Source organism: Magnetospirillum gryphiswaldense MSR-1 v2, assembly GCF_000513295.1.
Lineage (GTDB): Bacteria > Pseudomonadota > Alphaproteobacteria > Rhodospirillales > Magnetospirillaceae > Magnetospirillum > Magnetospirillum gryphiswaldense.
Map to the genome: position 1 here is coordinate 2,792,886 of NC_023065.1, position 20,092 is coordinate 2,812,977.

Here is a 20,092-nt window from a genome sequence, read left to right on the forward strand (position 1 = left end):
CGCATACTTTAATTTTTCCTCATATAATATCGACATCATCGTACGATCTTCACGGTCCTATTTGCTTTTCGCGGTTTCGCGCCGCAACGTTTCACGGCAATATGATCAGACTTTCATCGGGGACGTTTTGCCTGCCCATGGACGACGAACTTAAAGCCATCGCCGACAGCGACATGGATTCCATGTTCGTGCTGCCGCTGTCGATCATCCCGCTGGAAACGCCGGCCTTGCAAAGCGCTAAGCTGATCAAGAACGTGCGCCTGCAAAGCGTCATCGAAATCTTCGCCGACGAGCAGACCGGATCGGGGCAGGTGGACATCGAAAGCCTGCCGCGCATGTTCAATTGGCCGCTGGACGAGTTGCACCCCGACCACGCCATCTTGCGCCGCCTGGCGCTGTTGCCCAGCTACGACGTCTATTCCTTGCGCATCTCCTTGCGCGAGCACGGTATTCCGGTCAACGATTACTCGGCCTTGAAGCTGTCGCCCGACAAGGCCAACGAGTTGACCAAGTACATGCTGATGTTCACCCGCCCGCTGATGAAGCTGATCTATGCGGACGAGGCGGTGAACGTGGAATCCTATGACGACCTGCTGCACCTGTTCCGCGACCCCGACGTCAAAAAGGCGCGCCAGCGACTGGAACAGATGGCCACCAGCCTGAACATCGACATCTGGGACGTGCCACGTTTCTTGGAAGATTACGGCGACACCTTCCTGTCGCTGTCCTATTTCCGTCATTGCCTGGACCGGTTGGAACCCTATTTCTCGGCCTGTGTCGACGCCATGAAGCCCATCCGCACCCATTTCCAGCTCAAGCAGGATCAGGGGCTGATGAAGACCTGCGACACCATCGAGGACACCATCAACAACATGTCGGCGGCCATCACCGGGCGGCTGGAAGTGTTCGAGAAACGTACGCGCGAAATGTGGGGCAATCTGAACCAGGAGGAATTCCGCCAGGTCAAGACCCTGATCGAGCGCTATCACATCACCATCGGCGCCGTATTGTGCGGACTGACGGTGAAGATGAACTCGTTCGCCCGCATGTTCCCCCGCCCCAATAGCGGCGGCCCGGTCAAGCGCGCCGATTTCATGGCCTCGGAAATGATCCAGGGCATCGGCCAGATCCGTCAGGCGGAAAAGACCTTCTCCGTATGAGGGCGTGGCCGACCTTGCCCATGGCCATCCTGTTGGCGGCCACCCCCGCCATGGCGGCGAACGATGACGCCGCCATGCTGGAACTGGCCGATAAAAGCCGCTGCACCGCCTGCCACGACGTGCGCGAAAAAGTCACCGGACCGGCCTGGATCGACGTCGCCAAGCGCTATCGCAACGATGCCGGCGCGCTTGAGCGCCTGGTGGTCAAGGTGCGTGACGGCGGCTCCGGCGCCTGGGGCACGGTGCCCATGTCGCCCAACAAACGCGTGCCGGAAGAAAACATCCGCAAACTGGTCAGCTGGATTTTGTCGCTGAAATAAGCCGTACGTCCGGTCGCTTTGTCCTTGCAATCAGTACCGCTTGCCCCGATATTCCCGCCGGGAGATCGGCGATGGACGAGCCTGTCGCCAACCCGGTCAGGTCCGGAAGGAAGCAGCCGTAACGATTTCCGGTTCGGGTCGTTGTCCGGTCTCCCACCCTCAATTCCAGAAAATTCATACCAATCAGGGACTTAGTCGACAGCCGCGAAAAATCGTCGGTTTGTCGCTTGACTCCTTTGGGCAGTCTCCCTAGATGGTTAGCACTCGCCGGGGGTGAGTGCTAACAACAAGGCTCCCGCCGGTATATCCATTCCTGGAACCAAACCGCATTGACGGAGGTTTTTATATGAAGTTCCGCCCGCTCCATGATCGTGTGCTGGTGAAGCGCCTTGACGCGGAAGAAAAGACCGCTGGTGGCATCATCATCCCCGATACCGCCAAGGAAAAGCCCATGCAGGGCGAAGTGATCGCCGTTGGCTCCGGCGTTCGCGGCGAAGACGGCAAGATCGTCGCTCTCGACGTCAAGGCCGGTGACCGCATCCTGTTCGGCAAGTGGTCCGGCACCGAAGTCAAGATCGACGGCGAAGACCTGTTGATCATGAAGGAATCCGACATTCTGGGCATTCTGGCCTGAGAATCGTTCCCGCTAAACGGATAGAGGTTTCACACAATGGCTGCTAAAGAAGTCAAGTTTTCCACTGAAGCGCGCGCCAAGATGCTGCGCGGCGTGGACATTCTCGCCGATGCCGTCAAGGTGACCTTGGGCCCCAAGGGCCGCAACGTCGTCATCGAAAAGTCGTTCGGCGCCCCGCGCATCACCAAGGACGGCGTTTCCGTCGCCAAGGAAATCGAGCTGTCGGACAAGTTCGAGAACATGGGCGCCCAGATGGTGCGCGAAGTGGCCTCGAAGACCGCCGATCTGGTTGGTGACGGCACCACCACCGCCACCGTGCTGGCCCAGGCCATCGTGCGCGAAGGCAACAAGGCCGTCGCCGCCGGTATGAACCCGATGGATCTGAAGCGCGGCATCGATCTGGCCGTGGAAGCCGTCGTCGCCGACGTCAAGAGCCGCGCCAAGAAGGTCTCGACCAACGAAGAGATCGCCCAGGTCGGCACCATCTCGGCCAATGGCGAGCGTGACATCGGCGCCAAGATCGCCGAAGCCATGAGCAAGGTCGGCAACGAAGGCGTGATCACCGTCGAAGAAGCCAAGGGCTTCGAGACCGAGCTGGACGTCGTCGAAGGCATGCAGTTCGACCGCGGCTATTCCAGCCCGTATTTCGTCACCAACGCCGAAAAGATGACCTGCGAACTGGACAGCCCCTACATCCTGCTGTTCGAAAAGAAGCTGTCGGGTCTGCAGCCGCTGCTGCCGGTGCTCGAAGCCGTGGTGCAGTCGGGCCGTCCGCTGCTGATCATCGCTGAAGACGTCGAAGGCGAAGCCCTGGCCACCTTGGTGGTCAACAAGCTGCGCGGCGGCCTCAAGGTTTCCGCCGTCAAGGCCCCGGGCTTCGGCGATCGCCGCAAGGCCATGCTGGAAGACATCGCCATCCTGACCGGTGGCCAGGTCATCTCGGAAGACCTGGGCATCAAGCTGGAAAGCGTCACCCTGGAAATGCTGGGCACCGCCAAGCGCGTGACCATCACCAAGGAAGACACCACCATCGTCGACGGTGCCGGCGCCCGTGGCGACATCGAAGCCCGCTGCAAGCAGATCCGCGCGCAGATCGAGGAAACCACCTCGGACTACGATCGTGAAAAGCTGCAGGAACGTCTGGCCAAGCTGGCCGGCGGCGTGGCCGTGATCAAGGTCGGCGGCGCCACCGAAGTGGAAGTCAAGGAACGCAAGGACCGCGTTGACGACGCCCTGCACGCCACCCGCGCGGCGGTCGAAGAAGGCATCGTCCCCGGCGGCGGCACCGCGCTGCTGTACTCGGTGCGCGCCCTTGACGGCATCGCCGTCGCTAACAACGACCAGAAGGTCGGCATCGACATCGTTCGTCGCGCCCTGCAATCGCCGGTCCGTCAGATCGCCGAAAACGCCGGTCATGACGGTGCCGTCGTCGCCGGCAAGCTGCTGGAAGCCACCGACACCAATTTCGGTTTCGATGCGCAGACCGGCACCTATGTGGACATGATCAAGGCCGGCATCATCGATCCGGTCAAGGTGGTCCGCACCGCCCTGCAGGACGCCGCTTCCGTCGCCGGCCTGCTGATCACCACCGAAGCCATGATCGCCGAGAAGCCGAAGAAGGATTCCGGTCCTTCCATGCCCGGCGGCGGCATGGGCGGCATGGGTGACATGGACTTCTAATAAAAGTCCGTTCACTTTGGCCTTCGTGTCGGAAAAGCCCTCTTCCCCTGGGAAGGGGGCTTTTTCTTTGCCCCCCGCTTGGCGTAAGCTTAAGGCCTGCGCGGCGAGGAAAAGCATGTTTGGATTCTTCAAGAACAAGTTCGAAAAAGACGCCCAGGCGGCCATCGAACGCCGCGCCCAGCAGATGGCGCCCAAAGCGGCGGCCAAGGTGGCCAAGCCGGCTCCGGCTTCGTCCAGCCGCGACGACGACATCGCCCGCATGCAGGCCCAGGTCGGCCAGTTCGTCACCCCGGAACGCCAGGCGCTGATCCAGAACGCGCTCAAGGTACAGCGGGCCAAACGCCAGATTCTCGACCAATTGGATGACGAGAGCCGGGCCAAGCTGGTGGCCATGGCCATCACCGCGCTGATGCGCGAAGACGGCCCCCCCGACAGCAACAAGAAGAAATAGGAAGCCGCCCTTGTCCACCGACCCCATCGCCCTGGCTCAAGGCGTGCTGGCCGGCGACCGCCGCTCGGTCGCCCGTGCCATCACCTTGATCGAATCGACCCGCGCCGACCACCGCGAGGCGGCGGAACGCCTGCTGCACGAGATATTGCCCCAGGCCGGGCGTTCGATCCGCATCGGCATCACCGGCGTGCCCGGAGCCGGCAAGTCCACCTTCATCGAGGCCTTCGGCCTGCATGTGGTCGAACAGGGCCATAAGCTGGCGGTGCTGGCGGTGGACCCGTCGTCCCCGCGCTCGGGCGGTTCGATCCTGGGCGACAAGACCCGCATGGAGGATCTGTCGCGCGACATCCGCGCCTTCATCCGCCCCAGCCCATCGGGCTGCACCCTGGGCGGCGTGGCGCGACGCACGCGTGAAGCCATGCTGGTGTGCGAAGCCGCCGGCTTCGACGTGGTGGTGGTGGAAACCGTCGGCGTCGGCCAAAGCGAGACGGCGGTGGCCGACATGGTCGACATGTTCCTGCTGTTGCTGGTGCCGGGCGGTGGCGACGAGTTGCAGGGCATCAAGAAAGGCATCGTCGAACTGGCCGACGCCATCATCGTCAACAAGGCCGATGGCGATCTGGCGGTGGCGGCCAAACGGGCGGCGCGCGACTACACCAACGCCCTGCACCTGCTGACCCCGGCCAGCGCCGCCTGGACGGTGCCGGTGCTGACCTGTTCGGCCCTGGAACGCGGCGGTATCGCCGAGGTGTGGACCGCCATCGGCGGCTACCGCCAGACCATGGCAGCCATCGGGCGCTTCGATGAAAGACGGGCGGAACAGGCCCACGCCTGGATGTGGAACGAAATCAACGAAACCCTGCTGCAAACACTGAAGGACGATTCCAGTGTCGCCACCCAATTGCCGGCGCTTGAACGCGAGGTCACCGCCGGACGCATGGCCCCCGGCGCGGCGGCACGGCGATTGATCAAGGCCTTCCGCCATGGGAACTAGCTGATTTTATACGTATGCGTCAGTCGCTTTGCGTTGTCTTACCAGTCAAGATATGCTGCGTTTGCACCTAGCCGGAATTCAGGACTGACAATGCCCTCGTCCCCCCCCGTTTCTGCCCAAGACCTGCTTATTCTGAAAAGGGAGATGGTCGGTCTGTTCGGCCACTTGCAGCGCATCCGCAAGGAGCTGGCGGCGCTGAACCCGCCGGGGGCGCCCGACCATTTCGGCTCGATGTCGGAACAGCTGGATGAGATCATCCACGCCACCGAAGGCGCCACCAACACCATCATGGAAAGCGTCGAGGGCGTCGACACCCTGATGAACGACGCCCGCGCCCTGACCGAGGATCCCAAGCTCAAGGCCATCTTCGACGCCGTCACCGACAAGGTAAACATGGTGTTCGAGGCCTGCTCGTTCCAGGACATCACCGGCCAGCGGGTGACCAAGGTGGTCAATTCCATGAAATTCGTGGAAGAGCGCATCAATTCCATCATCATCACCTGGGGCCGCGATGAACTGACCAAGGTGGTAGTGGAACTGAAGGAAGAAAAAGACCCCGACAAGAAGCTGCTGAATGGGCCGCAATTGCCCGGCCAGGGGGTGGCCCAGGCCGACGTCGACAAGATGTTCAATCAAGATGACATCGACAAGCTGTTCGGCTGAACGAAACGAGTCTGAATCCGCTTGACGAAAGGGCTTCGGCCCCTTAAAAACGCGGCTTCCCGGCTTTGCCTGGACCCGGATTACCTGTGGCGCCGATTGCGTGCGCCCCAAGCGAACAAAGAGAGGATGTCACCATGGCCCGTCGTTGCTCCATCACCGGCAAGGGCGTTCTGACCGGTAACAACGTCAGCCACGCGAACAACAAGAGCCGTCGCCGCTTCCTGCCCAACCTGCAGGAAACCTCGGTCCTGTCCGACGCGCTGGGCCAGATGGTTCGCCTGAAGGTCTCGACCCGTGGCCTGAAGACCATTGAACACAATGGCGGTCTGGATGCTTTCCTGCTGGGCACCAATGATTCCCGTCTGCCCGACGAAGCCCGTCGCCTGAAGAAGCGCGTCGCCAAGGCTTTGGCCACCAAGCAGGCCGCCGCCGTCTAATCGACGTCAGCACTTACGATACGAAAAAGCCCGGCGAATGCCGGGCTTTTTTGTACGACGTCCGTGGTCCGTGGATCAAATCTGTGCTCGCCACTGGCGATGAGCGTAGTTTGCCTTGGTTCCACCAGGCTGTTTCAATCATCCAAGGTCGATACATAGGCCCACAGATTGTCCCAGTCCTTGGCGGATTTGGGCCGCATCAACTCGTCCACATCCTCGTGCTTGCGTTGCCCGGTCAGGAACAGAGTGATCTGGGTGCGCAAATAGGGGACATGCTGCTGAGCCAGGGGCGGCTTTTTCACCCGGCCCAGGCCATCGCGGGCATGGCATTCCATGCAATCGGCATCGTATAATTTTTGGCCGGCGGCGATATCCCCAGGCTGTCGAGATATCTGTACGGCCTGCTTGGCCAGGGTCAGTCGCTCGAAGGCATCCATGGTCACGTCGTCGGACGGGGGATGCTTTGGCGGGGTGATGGCGGCCAGATAATAAGACACGTCGAGCACGTCTTTTTCCGGCAATTCCCTGTCATTGGCATAGGGAATCATCGGGATGTTTTCGCGTGCTCGTGATTTGAACGCCCGCAATTGCTCGGCGATGTAGTCGGGGTGCATACCGGAAATACGTGGATAGACGCCGCCGCCACCGCCGCCGCCGAATTCACCATGGCAGGCGGCACAGGTCCGCATGATGTCGCGTCCGGCATCGGCATCATAGGTCCAGGTCTTGCCATTGGGCAGTTGACGCGGCTCTGGGGCCTTTTGTGCCCAGGCCGTGCAGACCAGTCCGGTTGCCACCACAATCGTCACCATCGCCAAACGCATGATCCGTTCATCCCACCACAGGAAAGCCGATCATGGTTGTCGCCCGAAAGCGACGCGGCGGACTTTGAGTGCGGTCAAGCGATCGTTATTTCGCTTTGGGGCGGAAGGCCTTGCAGAAAGTCGGATCCGTTTCCAGGAACGGTCCGCCGATCAGATCGATGCAATAGGGAATGGCCGGCATCACCGCTTCCAGACAATCGGCGATGGCGCTAGGCTTTCCTGGCAAATTGACGATCAGCGACTGACCGCGGATGCCGGCGGTCTGCCGCGACAGAATGGCGGTGGGGACCACCTTCAGGCTGACCGCGCGCATCAATTCGCCAAAACCCGGCATCATCTTGTCGCATACCGCCTCGGTCGCTTCGGGGGTGACGTCGCGTGGCGATGGGCCGGTGCCGCCGGTCGTGACGATAAGAGCGCATTTCTCGACATCGGCCAGTTCGCGCAAGGTGGCTTCGATCAGCGGCTGTTCGTCGGCGATCAGGCGCGCCACCGGATGCCATGGCGACACCAAGGCCTTGCCTAGCCACTCGACCATGGCCGGCCCCCCGAGGTCCTGATAGACACCGGTCGAGGCACGATCGGAAATGGTGACGACACCGATGGGAAATGGTCCGGTCATGGGTATTCGCTGGTCAGGAATGGCAAGGGAGTGGGGCGGGTGAGATAACACCAGCTTACTGAATACAGGCAGAATCGTGACCGAAGTGCACAACTTGAATAGTATTCGTTGGCAAGTCGTTGGGGTCAAGAAAAACGTGAAGTCGCGGCCCTCTGGCCGTTGATTTCCTTGCGTCTTGCAGAGACGATTACCAAGCAAGTCTGGCTAGCGCTGCGTGGTTTGGGGGCTGTGCCCGAAATTGAGGTTATGATTGCGGTTATGGCGAGTTTCGCCAGCTTTTCCGCCCCAGTGAGCTGGGTGTATTGGGCCTTGAAATCGGGATTGAACCGAATGGCGACCAGGGCGGACAGCGGCTCACCCGCCGCAAATGAAGGCTCTTCCCGCCCATCGCCTGGATTGCCGCGTGACCGGCCAGACTGGTGGCCTAGCCTGGCACCAAGCTTCCCAGTTCCGGCATTTCGATCAACAGCCCCAAAGCGCTAGTGTCGAGACGCTCCCTTGGGCTGTCGGCACGCGCGATGCCAGTACAACCACCCGTCAAGTGGCGATCCGTCCGACCTTCATGCGTCGGCACGTTCTGGAGGCGGACGCACTCGGCACCACAGTCGGGTCGATCGATTTCACCCGCTATCCAGGCCAGTGCGTCGTTACCGAATTCTCCTGGCAACCCGGTTATGCTACCGCCCACCGCCTGCTTCTGGCACAACCCCAAGCAGGCGGTGAGGGGGTAGCGTCAGTCGTCGCCCATCTTGAGCGCAGCCAGGAAGGCGCTTTGCGGGATTTCGACGCGACCGAACTGGCGCATGCGCTTCTTGCCTTCCTTCTGCTTATCCAAAAGCTTGCGCTTGCGGCTGACGTCGCCGCCATAGCACTTGGCCAGCACGTCCTTGCGCAGGGCGCTGATGGATTCACGCGCGACGATGCGCCCGCCGATGGCCGCCTGGATGGCGATCTGGAACATCTGGCGCGGGATCAGCTCTTTCAAACGGGTGCAGATGCCGCGTCCACGGCTTTCGGCATTGGCGCGGTGGACGATGAAGGCCAGGGCGTCGACCGGTTCCTGGTTGACCAGGATCGACACCTTGACCAGATCGCTTTCGGTGTAGCAATCCATCTCGTAATCGAAGCTGGCATAGCCGCGCGAAATCGACTTCAAACGATCGTAGAAATCGAACACCACCTCGTTCAAGGGCAGCTTGTAGACGGCCATGGCACGGTTGCCGGCATAGGTCAGGTCAAGCTGCTGGCCGCGCCGTTCGGTGCACAATTGCAGGATCGAGCCCAGATATTCGTCCGGCACCATGATGGTGGCCTTGATCCACGGCTCGTCCACATGGTCGATCAGACCCTGGTCGGGCATGTCGGCGGGATTGTGCAGTTCCTGCATGGAGCCGTTGGTCATGTGGATGTGATAGACCACCGACGGCGCCGTGGTGATCAGGTCCAGGTTGAACTCGCGTTCCAGCCGCTCCTGGATGATTTCCAGGTGCAACAGACCCAAAAAGCCGCAACGGAAGCCGAAGCCCAGGGCGGCCGAGGTTTCCGGCTCGTATTGGAAACTGGCGTCGTTCAGGCGCAGCTTGGCCAGGCTATCGCGCAAATCCTCGTAATCGGCAGCGTCGATGGGGAACAGGCCGCACCACACCACCGGGATCGACGGCTTGAAGCCGGCCAGGGCGCTGGCGGCGGGCTTCTTGTCGTCGGTGATGGTGTCGCCCACATTGGTGTCGGCCACCGCCTTGATGCCGGCGGTGATGAAGCCCATCTCGCCCGGACGCAAGGCGTCGGCCTTGATCATCTTGGGCGTGAAGTAACCGACCGAATCCACTTCATAGGCCGAACCGTTGGCCATCATGCGGATCTTCATGCCGCGCTTCAAAACGCCGTTTTTGACGCGAACCAGGATGATGACGCCCAGATAGGCGTCATACCAGGAATCCACCAAGAGCGCCTGCAGATCGGCCTTTTCATCGCCTTCCGGGCAGGGCAGACGGGTGACCAAAGCTTCCAGCACGTCCTCGATGCCGATACCCGACTTGGCCGAGATCATCACCGCATCCGACGCGTCCAGGCCGATGACGTCCTCGACCTGCTGCTTGACCCGCTCCGGCTCCGCCGCCGGCAGGTCGATCTTGTTCAAGACCGGCACGATCTCGTGACCGGCATCCAGCGCCTGATAGACATTGGCCAGGGTCTGCGCTTCCACCCCCTGGCTGGCATCGACCACCAGGATCGAACCTTCGCAGGCGGCGAGCGAGCGGCTGACCTCGTAGGCGAAGTCCACGTGGCCGGGGGTGTCCATCAGATTCAACTGATAGGTCTTGCCGTCCTTGGCCTGATAGGCCAGGCGCACGGTCTGGGCCTTGATGGTGATACCGCGCTCGCGCTCGATATCCATGGAATCGAGCATCTGCTCCTTCATGTCGCGCGCTTCGACGGCGCCGCATTGCTGGATCAGGCGATCAGCCAGGGTCGACTTGCCGTGGTCGATATGGGCGATGATGGCGAAGTTACGGATGTGCTCGAGCTTGGTCATGGACTTCTTATGCAAGGCCGGATGAATCGAGGGAACATAGGGCCTTGCGCGACTTTTGGGAAGGGCGGAGCGCACCGCTCCGCCCTTTGTCCCTTCAGAATCCGGCCAGCACCACTTTGCCCATGGCATGACCGTCCTCGATCAGGGCATGAGCCCGGCGCAAAGTGGCAGCATCGATGGGACCAAGACTTTGCGCCTGGGTGCTGCGCAACACCCCCAGATCAACCAGTTCAGCCACCCGCTTCAGCAAAGTGTGCTGCGCGATCATGTCGTCAGTCTGGAACAGCGAACGGGTGAACATGAATTCCCAGTGGATGGAAATCGCCTTGCGTTTGAACAGGCCGATATCGAAGCCCTTGGGGTCGTCGATCAACCCCAACGCCCCTTGCGGGGCAATGATCTCGGCCAGAGCCGCCTGATGCTGGTCGGTGTTGGTCAGGGCCAGGATCAGGCCTGCGCCGCCCAGACCCAGCCCTTGCCACTGCCCGACCAGATCCTGCCCATGGTCGATAACGTGATGAGCGCCCAAATCCAGACACCATTGCCGGCTTTGCGGGCGTGAGGCGGTGGCGACCACCGTCAGGCCGGTCAATTGCCGGGCCAGTTGAATGGCCGCCGACCCCACCCCGCCGGCACCGCCGATGATCAACAGGCTGCGCGTATCTTCAGCGGTGACGCCCAAGCGGTCGAACAGCAATTCCCAGGCGGTGATGAAGGTCAGCGGCATGGCGGCGGCGGCGGCAAAATCCAGGCTGGCCGGCATCGGGCCGACGATGCGTTCGTCGACCAGATGCAATTGGCTGTTGGTACCGGGGCGGTCGAGGGCACCGGCATAAAACACCCGGTCACCGACCTTGAACAAGCTGACCTCGGGGCCGGTGGCGACGACCACGCCGGCGGCGTCGTAGCCCAGAACCTTGACGGCACCACCAGGATCGACATTGCGACGCACCTTGGTGTCCACCGGATTGACGGCGATGGCTTCGATCCGCACCAGCAGGTCACGGCCTTGGGCGACCGGATCGGGCAGGTCCACATCTTCCAAGGCGGCGGGATCGGTGATGGGCAGGCTGTGGCGATAAGCGATGGCACGCATGAGTTGGGCTCCGCTGACTGGGGTGCGCCATATATGGACCTTTACTGATCCATCTCGCAAGAATGCACATTTTTGGTGTATAGTATCAAAAAAGATACCATTGAGGTTTTCCATGGCGCACAAGGTCTATGATTGCTCACCCGGCTGCCCGGTCGAAGCGACTTTGGAGAAGATCGGCGGCAAGTGGAAGGGCGTGGTGCTCTATCACCTGCTGGAAGGTGTGCATCGCTTCAGCGAATTGCGCCGCAAGCTGCCCAACGTCACCCAGCGTATGCTGACCAAGCAATTGCGCGAGTTGGAAGACGCCGGGTTGGTGCTGCGCACGGTCTATGCCGAAGTGCCGCCGCGGGTTGAATATTGCCTGACCGATCTGGGTGAGACCTTGCGCCCGGTGGTGGTGGCCTTGAAGACGTGGGGCGATACCCATGGCGGGTCCACCAATCATCTGCACTCGTCGGCCGCTTGACCAAGGGGGAGAACGTCATGTTGTTCCAGTCCAAAACCGACACCACCCCCACGGCCCGCGACCGGCGCAACCGCATGGCCGGATTGTGGGCTGCGGAGTTGTTGGGCTTGCTGGGCCATGCCGCCCGCGATTACGCCCACGATCTGACCCACGCCCACGCTCAGGATCACGATGGCGACGGCGACGAAAAGCTGATCCAACGCCTGGGCAAGGATTTGCGCGGCAAGGTCGATATCCACGAAATCCGGGAAAAGCTGTCCCACCTGCTGCACGAGGCCGGGCGGCAATTGCACCATCAGGATCCGGACAAACACTGATCACCCTATGCCTTTCCGATCGACGAAGCCGAAGAGGGCAGCCCTCTTCGGCTTCGTCCGTTTTGGAACTTCATCAAAAAGCGATAAAAAACCCCTTGCCATCTGCAAATGCGAATGACTATCATCCGCGTCAAAGAGCAGGTGGAGGAACTCATGACGACCCAAGGAATGGATACAGCCGTTGCCGCCCTGCGTCAGGCCGGGCTGATGCCGACGCGGGAAAGGTTGTTGGTGGCCGGACTGGTGTTTTCCGGTCCGCTGATCACCCTCAACCCCGGAGAATTGCGGGAACGCGCGCTGGATCAGGGATTGTATTTGAGCGAGGGCGAGGTCGGCAGCGCCTTGGCCGAGTTGAGCCAAGCGGGAGTGTTGCCGAAGATGTTGTCCGGTTCCGGGTCCAGCCCCACCAATTTGCGACGGATCGCCGCCGCCTTGCAGGCCATGGGCAACCATCACCGGCTGCTGGTGCTGGTGGAACTGGCCCAGGGCGAACGCTCCGTCGGCGAATTACGCCGAGCCGTGGGCCTGCGCCCGTCGGCCCTGTCCCAGCATCTGGCCAAGCTGCGCATCGGTGGCTTGGTGCGCACGCGCCGCGACGCCACCCGCATTTACTATTCGCTGTACTCACCAGAGGTACTGACCGTCTTGCGCGGTTTTGGCTGTCTGACCACCAAGTCAGACTGAAGTTGGACGTCACATAACGCGTCTGGCGTTTTGTCGTCGGACGCGTTATCACCCCGATCATCCGTCTTGATATTTGGGTGTCTGGGGATTTTTGCATGATTCTGGAACGCCGTGTCCTCGTTTTCCCGCGTGCCGATTTTCTCGACGCCATGCGTCGTTATGGCGAACGCACCGGCAAGGCCATGCCCGATGTGCCACCCATGGCCATCAGTTTCGACCCGGCCCAGGATGTGGCCCTGACCGTGACCTTCGCCGCCACGCGCGGTGGGGTCGAGACCCGCTTCGCCTTCTCGCGCGAGGATGTGGGGCAGTCGCTGACCGATCATTGCCGCGCCCACAAGGTGCCGCTGCCCAAGGACGTGTCCAAGCAAGTGGAAAAGTTCAAGGATGGCGCCGCTTTGTCCATGCAGATCGGCTCGCCCGGTATGCATGTGATGATCATCGACGACCAGGAGGTCATGCGCAATATCATCAAGAAGCTGCTGTCCAAGGCCAACCCCGCCCAGATCACCGAAGCCACCGACGGCGCCCAGGCGTTGGAGATGCTGCGTTCGGGCGAGGTCGATCCCGACGTCATCTTGTGCGACCTGCACATGGAAAAAATGGACGGCAGCCAGTTTCTCAAGGAATTGCGGGCCGACAAGACCAATCTGAACAACCGCAAGCCGGTGCTGATCCTGACCGGCGACAAGAACGAGCAGGCGCACGAAATCACCCGGCAGATGGGCGCCTCCAAGGTGCTGACCAAGCCCATCTCCGCCGACGACCTGATCAAGCAGATCATGCTGGTTCAAGGCTATTTCGAGGCCGGCAAGTAACCTCTTCCCCCGTGCGGTTAATCTGGGCAATATAACCTCTGGTATAAGAGCTCACATGGGGGTGAGCGATGTTCGAGCGTGTCTCCATCAGACTGCGCCTTTACTCCCTTGCCCTGACCATGCTGGCTCTGGCCGGAGTGATCGGTGCCAGCGGCCTGAACGCGCTGCACGATCGCCTGCTGATCGAGCGGCAGAATCAAAGTCGCATGCTGGTCCAGGGCGCCTTGGGCTATATGGACCGCCTGGACGGCATGGTCCGCGCCGGAGCCTTGACCCAGGGCGAGGCCATGGACCGCGCCATCAACGCCGTCGCCGCCATGTCGGCTCGCCAGGGTGATTATCTGTGGATCAATGATTTGCAGCCCCGGGTTATCTGGCACCCCATGGGAAGCTGGATGGGGCGCGACGTTTCCGATTTCACCGACAGTGATGGCCGCTATCTGTTCCGCGAGTTCGTCGACCGCACCAACGGCACTGGCGGCACCTTCGTCCATTATTCCTGGCCCGACCCGAAAACCGGCCAGATTGGCGCCAAGATATCCTATGTGGAACGCTTCGCCCCCTGGGGCTGGGTGGTGGGATCGGGCCTGTACCTGGACGATCTGCACCAGGCCTGGCGCCAGGGAGCCGTCGGTTGGGGCCTCACTGCCGGGCTGGCCTTGCTGGTCTGCATGGCCTTGGCCTGGGTGCTGGGACAGTCCATCACCAAGCCCTTGGGCAGGATCACCCGATCCATGCGTCTGCTGGCCCAAGGCCATGACGTCGAGGTGCCGGAAACCAACCGGGGCGACGAAATCGGCGACCTGACCCGGGCCATGGCGGTGTTCCGGCAACACCTGATCCAGCGCGAGGAAGCGCGGCAGGCCCATGACCGGGTGCTGGCCCAGGCCAAGACGGTGTTCGACCATATCTCGGAAGCGGTGATGCTGACCGACGAAGCCAACCGCATCATCATGGTCAACCCGTCTTTTGCTCGCATCACCGGGTATTCACTGAACGAGGTGGTGGGCAAGACCCCCGATATTTTGTCTTCGGGCCGCCACGACGACAGCTTTTATCAGGCCTTGTGGCGCGAATTGCGGGAAAGCGGGGAATGGCATGGCGAAATATGGAACCGCACCAAAAGCGGCGCCATTTACCCGGAATCCCTGTCCATCACCCAATTGCGCCAACCCGATGGCCGCATGGATGGCTATGTGGCCACCTTCATGGACATCACCGACCGCAAACGGCGGGAAGCGCGGGTGCGCTGGCGGGCTGAACACGATTCGCTGACCGGACTTTGCAACCGCGCCCAATTCGAGGCCCGGCTGGCTGACGCCGTGCGAATCGCCGCTGACAGTTCGTCGCTGGCGGCGGTGATGTACCTGGACCTGGACGGCTTCAAGCCGGTCAACGACAGCCTGGGTCATGCCGCCGGCGACCAAGTGTTGAAGCGGGTGGCAAAGCGCATCGAGGCGGCGGTACGCGGCGACGACGTGGTGGCGCGACTGGGCGGCGATGAATTCGTCGTGCTGGTGGAAGGATTGGCGGCCGCCGACGATGTCGCCCGCATCGCCGCCAAGCTGGTCGACTCGCTGGCGCAGCCCTTCAATATCGACCACCAGTCGGTCACCATCGGCGTCAGCATCGGTATCGCCCTGTTTCCGCGCGACGGCACCGACCCCGCGACCCTGCTGGTCGCCGCCGATACCGCCATGTATCAGGCCAAACACCAGGGCCGTGGCGGCTTCGCCTTTGCCCAACCGGGGCAGGTGCTGGTATCGGTCGAGGGATAAGGGTATGGTGTCGCTCCCGTCGTCAAGGGTACCCCATCCCCATGAGCCTGAACCGTTATTCCACCGAACTGGCCCAATCCTTTTTCCTGCCGCTTGAACAGCCCGGCCCCTGGCTGCGCGCCATCGCGCCTTGGTTCGTGCTGGCACTGGCCGCCCATTTCGCCGTCGGCCTGGGGTTGCCCGGGGGCGGATTGATCCCCTTCGGGCTGAACGGACTGGCCTTCGGCGCCTTTGCCGTCACCTGGCAACGCTTCGTCGCCCTGGGGGAGGAGCCGGGCCGGCCGGTGGCCATCCGCATCGGCCTGCGCCATCTGCTGTGGGCCTTGGCCTATCAATTGCTGTTGGGTTTCGAAAGCTTTCCGATCCTGCTGCTGAGCTCCAGCCTGGCCGATATGGAAAGCGGCAAGATCATCGGCATCGCCGTGCAGGAAGCCTTTCAATTGCTGATCGGCATCATGTTCCTGATCCTGCCGCACATCGCCCTTTACCAGCGCGGTGAGGGCAAAAGCGGCGCATCGTTGCAGGAAATGACCCTGGCCGGCGGCATTTCCGTCGGTTTCGGCTATGTGCTGGCCAACCTGCCCTTCCTGGTCATCTCGTTGGCCTGGGCCGATCTGGTCGGACAATTGCCGGCTGGCCAAGGCACCGAAATCGCTGCCGGTCTGGTGCAATTCGTCCTGTCTTTCGCTGCCCTGACGGTATCTTCGGCCTATTTCGCCAAGGTTTGGCTGCGGCTGCGCGTCGAAGCCCCGCGCCTGGGCCGCCCGGCACCGGAAACCGACGACACCGAGGGACAGCCGGACAAGCCGCGCCGCACCGAACGGCTGCAAAAGCGCAAACGCTGAACCTACGCCGCCACGTCTTGGCCGGTCAGATGGAAGCCGTTGCCGCCCCCGGCCTTGACCAGGCCTTGGGCGGCGCGGGCGGCCTTCAACAACTGGGTGAAACCCCGCCCGTCCTGCGGCGCCTGAGCGATACCCACCGACACCGATATCCCGATCTTGCTGTCGCCGACGCTAAGGGCTGCGTGCATGGCCTCGATGATGCGGGTGGCGACGGCGCGGATTTCAGCCACCCCTGAATAATCCTCCATCAGCACGGCATAATCGTCGCCGCCCAAACGCGCGACCATGTCGGCACCACGCACCACCTTCATCAGCCGAAGCGCGATGAAACGCAGGATTTCGTCACCGGCAACCATGCCGTGGGCGGCATTGACCTGGGCAAAATCATCCACGTCCACCACCAGCAAGGCCACCGGACGGCCGGTGCGCGACGCCTTGGCCAGCATCCTGGACGCCTGTTCGGCCAGCAGGTCGTGATCGGCCAGATTGGTCAACGGGTCATGCATGGGCAGGAAACGGGCGCCGCGCTGATTGCGGCTGTGTTCAACCACGTCATGCATGATGGCGACAAAATTAAGGATGCGCCCAGAATCGTCGCGGATGGCGGAAATGCGCTCGTAGACCACCAGCACCTCGCCATTGGCGCGGCGGTTCCACACTTCGCCTTCCCACGCACCGCCATTGATCAGGCGGCTCCACATATCGGCGAAAAATTCGTCGTCGTGATGGCCAGACTTCAAGATCGACGCCTTCTGGCCGACCAGATCGGCGGCGGCATAACCGCTGATGGTGCAAAGAGCGGCGCTGGCCAGAACGATCCGACCGCTGTGATCGGTGATCAGCACCGCTTCCCGGCTGGTATCGAACACCTTGGCCATCAACTCGCGCGAACGCTGGACCTCGTCCGCCATCACCGCTACCTGACGTAAGGATTCCACCGCCTCGGCCAATTGCCCCAACTCATCCGCCCGATCGGTGTGCGATACGTCGCGGTCGAAATCGCCCCGGCGAATGGCATGCACCCCCGCCACCAGATCGCGCAAAGGCACGGCTACCGACCGCGCCAGCCAGAAAACCCCGGCGATCAACACCAGCCCCAGGGGCACCACCACCATGGCGAATTGCCGGGCCCGCTTGGCGAACATGGTCTGGACGTCGTCCACATAGGCGCCGGAACCGACAACCCAGCCCCACGGCGCGAACAGGCGCACCGCCGATGTTTTTTCCACCGACTCACCGCCATGGACGCGGGGATAGCGATAGCGGACCGTGCCCACCCCCTGCGCGGCAACGTCGGCAAGGCGGGACAGCAGGGGACGCCCCTCGACGTCCACCAGGTCACGCGGCACCGTGCCCTCCAGATGGGGAAAGCCAGGATTGACGATGAAACCGCCATCCAATCCCAGAACAAAAATATAATCGCCGTTATCATAGCGCAGGGCGCGCAGGGTAGCCTTGGCCTGATCCTGGGCCGCCTTCAGGTCCATCTGACCTTCAAGGCGCCGGGCATCGATCTGTTGCAGCATGCTGACGGTCAGGTCGACGACGCTGGCGTTGCGCGCCTCGTAAGCGGCCAGGACCACCTTGCGCTGTTCCAGCAGCGACAGAGTGAACAAAGCGATGAAGGCAGCAACACCGATCATCACGGCCAGTACAAACTTTTCACGAATGCCCATCAAGACCCCTGGCCGCAACAGCAACACCAAACGATGGTATTAACTATATACTTTTTTCCAGGCGACTTTCAGCAGTAACAATGCAAATGCACAAACATTTAGTTGAATACGTCGCAAACAATAAGAATGGAGCAACAACAGATTTCAATGCTGTCTACGATTCATTCACGGAACATTTACGAAGGCAAAAGAAAAGCCCGGTCAAACTGACCGGGCCTCGATACGTCTCACCGGAAAAACAGCAATCACTCGCCCTTGTCCGGCACCCACTCGGCCACGACCCAGGTACCATCGGCCCCCTTGCAAGCGGTGACCTGACGGGCGGCGCCGTCACGTTCATGCTTCAACGGCTGGCACTGGCGGCGGGCCCGGTCGGGATAGGCAGGGCCGCTGGCCGACACCGCACCGTAAGAACTCTCCGACACCGCCCAGGTCTGGGCCTTGCCGCTTTCCGACGCCGCCAGCAGGGCACGCGCATTCTCGCCGTCGGACTTGTAATTGAAGTTGGCGGGGGAATGCCCGGAAATGCCGCTCTCATAGGGCTGCACGGCACAGGCGCCGACGGACACGGCGATGGCGGCGGCAATGGCAAGCTTGGCATACATGGCGCGAATTCCCTATCCCCTGCCCTCGCCGTTCTGGCGAGGAACCGATACCATGAGTCTTACCAAATGGTTAAGACCTTGGGAAGAGACTCAACGCCCCGCCACGGTCATGCCGTCGATCCGCACGGTCGGGCAATCGACGCCATAGCGGAACTCCAGGTCGCTGGCCGGAGTCAAATTCAGGAACATGTCTTTCAGATTGCCGGCCACGGTGACTTCCGACACCGGATAGACGATTTCGCCGGCCTCGATCCAGAAACCGGCGGCACCGCGCGAATAATCGCCGGTGACGCCATTGACGCCCTGGCCGAACAGCTCGGTGATATAGAAGCCGTCATGGATGTCGCCGATCATCTCGGCCACCGTCACCGCCCCAGCTTCCATATAGAAATTACTGGCCGACGGGCTGGGCGGGCTGGCGGTGCCGCGGCTGGCATGGCCGGTGCTTTTCAAACCCAACTGGCGGGCCGAACGGCAATCCATCAACCACGAAGTCAGCACCCCGTCTTCAACCACGTTCAGACGGCGGGTGGCCACGCCCTCGCCATCGCAGGGGCGCGAGCGCAGGCCGCGCAGGCGGTGCGGATCGTCGACGATGCGGATGCCGGGGGCGAACAGGCGCTGCCCCATCTTATCCTTGAGGAACGAGGTGCCGCGCGCCACCCCGGCGCCGTTGATGGCCCCGGCCAATGACCCGACCAGACCGCGGCTGACCCGGGGGTCGAGCACCACCGGCACCTGACAGGTCTTGACCTTGCGCGCGCCCAGACGACGGACGGCACGACGTCCGGCCTGATGGCCCACATCCTCGGGGGCGCGCAGATCGGCCATGAACACCGCCTGGGTATAATCGTAATCGCGCTCCATTCCCTGCTCGGCATCGCCGGCCAGCACCGCCGCCGACAACGAGCCCGAGGTGGCGGCATAGCCAAAGGAAAAGCCGTTGGAACCGACGAAGGCCACCGCCGAGCGGCCCCAGCCCGCCTCGGCCCCCTCGGAATTGGTCACGCCGGGCACGGCGCGGGCGGAATCCTCGGCCGCCTTGACCATCTCCAGCAGGATTTCCGCCGACGGTTCGCCAGGATCGCAGGCCTGCAAATCCAAAAATTCGCGCGCCAGTTCCGACGGATCGGCCAGACCGGCATAGGGGTCTTCCGGCACCGCCCGAGCCATGGCGACGGCGCGGTCGACCAACTCACCCAAGGCATCGGGCGAACGGTCCGACGACGACACCATGGCCTGACGCTTGCCGATCAGCACGCGCAGACCGATATCGGCGCCTTCCGAGCGTTCCATGCGTTCCAGCTGTCCCAGGCGCACGCCCACCGACAACGACACATTGTCCACCGCCACCGCGTCGGCGGCATCGGCACCGGCCCGGCGGGCCTGCGCCACCAGCCCATCCAGCAAAGACAGGGTATCGGCAGTGGACATGACTTCCTCCGGGACGGGTACGGGCAGCAAGGCTAGCACGGGCTTGGCAGCG

General features: G+C 62.1%; 21 protein-coding genes and 1 other RNA gene. 15 read left to right on the forward strand and 7 right to left on the reverse strand.

Annotation, left to right across the window (positions count from 1 at the left end):
- Positions 1-137: 137 nt before the first annotated feature.
- The 9 genes from MGMSRV2_RS13215 to rpmB all read left to right on the forward strand — a co-directional run bounded on the left by MGMSRV2_RS13215 (position 138) and on the right by rpmB (position 6,339).
- Positions 138-1,160, forward strand: coding sequence for a hypothetical protein (locus tag MGMSRV2_RS13215; protein ID WP_024080863.1), 1,023 nt, complete (start codon positions 138-140; stop codon positions 1,158-1,160).
- Positions 1,157-1,480 (forward strand): c-type cytochrome, encoded by a 324-nt coding sequence (locus MGMSRV2_RS13220; RefSeq protein ID WP_024080864.1) that lies wholly within the window; start codon positions 1,157-1,159, stop codon positions 1,478-1,480. The genes MGMSRV2_RS13215 and MGMSRV2_RS13220 overlap by 4 nt, the downstream gene beginning before the upstream one ends.
- Positions 1,481-1,539: 59 nt before the next feature.
- An RNA gene (gene ffs, locus MGMSRV2_RS13225) (signal recognition particle sRNA small type) lies at positions 1,540-1,638 on the forward strand.
- A gap of 188 nt (positions 1,639-1,826) precedes the next feature.
- On the forward strand, positions 1,827-2,114 hold the full coding sequence (gene groES, locus MGMSRV2_RS13230) for a co-chaperone GroES (RefSeq protein ID WP_024080865.1): 288 nt from the start codon (positions 1,827-1,829) through the stop codon (positions 2,112-2,114).
- Between the two features lie 36 nt (positions 2,115-2,150).
- Complete coding sequence (groL, locus tag MGMSRV2_RS13235; RefSeq protein ID WP_024080866.1) at positions 2,151-3,794, forward strand: chaperonin GroEL; 1,644 nt, start codon at positions 2,151-2,153, stop codon at positions 3,792-3,794.
- 115 nt (positions 3,795-3,909) lie between these two features.
- Entirely contained in the window at positions 3,910-4,245 is a 336-nt protein-coding gene (locus MGMSRV2_RS13240) for a hypothetical protein (RefSeq protein WP_024080867.1), read from the forward strand.
- 10 nt (positions 4,246-4,255) lie between these two features.
- On the forward strand, positions 4,256-5,239 hold the full coding sequence (meaB, locus tag MGMSRV2_RS13245) for a methylmalonyl Co-A mutase-associated GTPase MeaB (protein WP_024080868.1): 984 nt from the start codon (positions 4,256-4,258) through the stop codon (positions 5,237-5,239).
- Positions 5,240-5,383: 144 nt separating this feature from the next.
- A complete protein-coding gene (locus MGMSRV2_RS13250) occupies positions 5,384-5,902 on the forward strand; it encodes a protein phosphatase CheZ (RefSeq protein WP_234016272.1) in 519 nt (172 codons plus the stop codon).
- A gap of 134 nt (positions 5,903-6,036) precedes the next feature.
- On the forward strand, positions 6,037-6,339 hold the full coding sequence (gene rpmB / locus MGMSRV2_RS13255) for a 50S ribosomal protein L28 (protein ID WP_024080870.1): 303 nt from the start codon (positions 6,037-6,039) through the stop codon (positions 6,337-6,339).
- Positions 6,340-6,473: 134 nt separating this feature from the next.
- Here rpmB and MGMSRV2_RS13260 read toward each other — a convergent pair whose 3' ends face one another.
- From MGMSRV2_RS13260 to MGMSRV2_RS13275, 4 genes are all read right to left on the reverse strand, one after another.
- Complete coding sequence (locus MGMSRV2_RS13260) at positions 6,474-7,163, reverse strand: c-type cytochrome (protein WP_024080871.1); 690 nt, start codon at positions 7,161-7,163, stop codon at positions 6,474-6,476.
- Positions 7,164-7,248: 85 nt separating this feature from the next.
- Positions 7,249-7,785 (reverse strand): molybdopterin adenylyltransferase, encoded by a 537-nt coding sequence (gene mog, locus MGMSRV2_RS13265; RefSeq protein ID WP_024080872.1) that lies wholly within the window; start codon positions 7,783-7,785, stop codon positions 7,249-7,251.
- A 733-nt stretch (positions 7,786-8,518) separates the two neighbouring features.
- Positions 8,519-10,321 carry a translation elongation factor 4 gene (gene lepA, locus MGMSRV2_RS13270; RefSeq protein WP_041633627.1) on the reverse strand — a complete coding sequence of 601 codons (1,803 nt, stop codon included), beginning with the start codon at positions 10,319-10,321 and terminating at the stop codon, positions 8,519-8,521.
- 94 nt (positions 10,322-10,415) lie between these two features.
- Entirely contained in the window at positions 10,416-11,417 is a 1,002-nt protein-coding gene (locus MGMSRV2_RS13275) for a zinc-binding alcohol dehydrogenase family protein (RefSeq protein WP_024080874.1), read from the reverse strand.
- A 112-nt stretch (positions 11,418-11,529) separates the two neighbouring features.
- On the opposite strand from MGMSRV2_RS13275, the gene MGMSRV2_RS13280 reads away from it, so the two are divergent.
- The 6 genes from MGMSRV2_RS13280 (at position 11,530) to MGMSRV2_RS13305 (ending at position 16,325) form a co-directional block, all read left to right on the forward strand.
- Positions 11,530-11,883, forward strand: coding sequence for a winged helix-turn-helix transcriptional regulator (locus MGMSRV2_RS13280; protein ID WP_024080875.1), 354 nt, complete (start codon positions 11,530-11,532; stop codon positions 11,881-11,883).
- A gap of 17 nt (positions 11,884-11,900) precedes the next feature.
- A complete protein-coding gene (locus tag MGMSRV2_RS13285) occupies positions 11,901-12,200 on the forward strand; it encodes an ATPase inhibitor subunit zeta (RefSeq protein WP_024080876.1) in 300 nt (99 codons plus the stop codon).
- Between the two features lie 153 nt (positions 12,201-12,353).
- A complete protein-coding gene (locus MGMSRV2_RS22330) occupies positions 12,354-12,884 on the forward strand; it encodes an ArsR/SmtB family transcription factor (RefSeq protein WP_024080877.1) in 531 nt (176 codons plus the stop codon).
- Positions 12,885-12,979: 95 nt separating this feature from the next.
- Complete coding sequence (locus MGMSRV2_RS13295) at positions 12,980-13,702, forward strand: response regulator (protein ID WP_024080878.1); 723 nt, start codon at positions 12,980-12,982, stop codon at positions 13,700-13,702.
- A 68-nt stretch (positions 13,703-13,770) separates the two neighbouring features.
- Positions 13,771-15,480 (forward strand): diguanylate cyclase domain-containing protein, encoded by a 1,710-nt coding sequence (locus MGMSRV2_RS13300; protein ID WP_024080879.1) that lies wholly within the window; start codon positions 13,771-13,773, stop codon positions 15,478-15,480.
- A gap of 41 nt (positions 15,481-15,521) precedes the next feature.
- Positions 15,522-16,325 (forward strand): hypothetical protein, encoded by an 804-nt coding sequence (locus tag MGMSRV2_RS13305; protein WP_024080880.1) that lies wholly within the window; start codon positions 15,522-15,524, stop codon positions 16,323-16,325.
- A gap of 2 nt (positions 16,326-16,327) precedes the next feature.
- On the opposite strand, the gene MGMSRV2_RS13310 is transcribed toward MGMSRV2_RS13305, so the two are convergent.
- The 3 genes from MGMSRV2_RS13310 to MGMSRV2_RS13320 all read right to left on the reverse strand — a co-directional run bounded on the left by MGMSRV2_RS13310 (position 16,328) and on the right by MGMSRV2_RS13320 (position 20,040).
- Positions 16,328-18,001 carry a diguanylate cyclase domain-containing protein gene (locus MGMSRV2_RS13310; protein ID WP_024080881.1) on the reverse strand — a complete coding sequence of 558 codons (1,674 nt, stop codon included), beginning with the start codon at positions 17,999-18,001 and terminating at the stop codon, positions 16,328-16,330.
- Positions 18,002-18,246: 245 nt separating this feature from the next.
- A complete protein-coding gene (locus MGMSRV2_RS13315; protein WP_024080882.1) occupies positions 18,247-18,606 on the reverse strand; it encodes a hypothetical protein in 360 nt (119 codons plus the stop codon).
- 90 nt (positions 18,607-18,696) lie between these two features.
- Entirely contained in the window at positions 18,697-20,040 is a 1,344-nt protein-coding gene (locus tag MGMSRV2_RS13320; RefSeq protein WP_024080883.1) for a TldD/PmbA family protein, read from the reverse strand.
- Positions 20,041-20,092 lie beyond the last annotated feature (52 nt).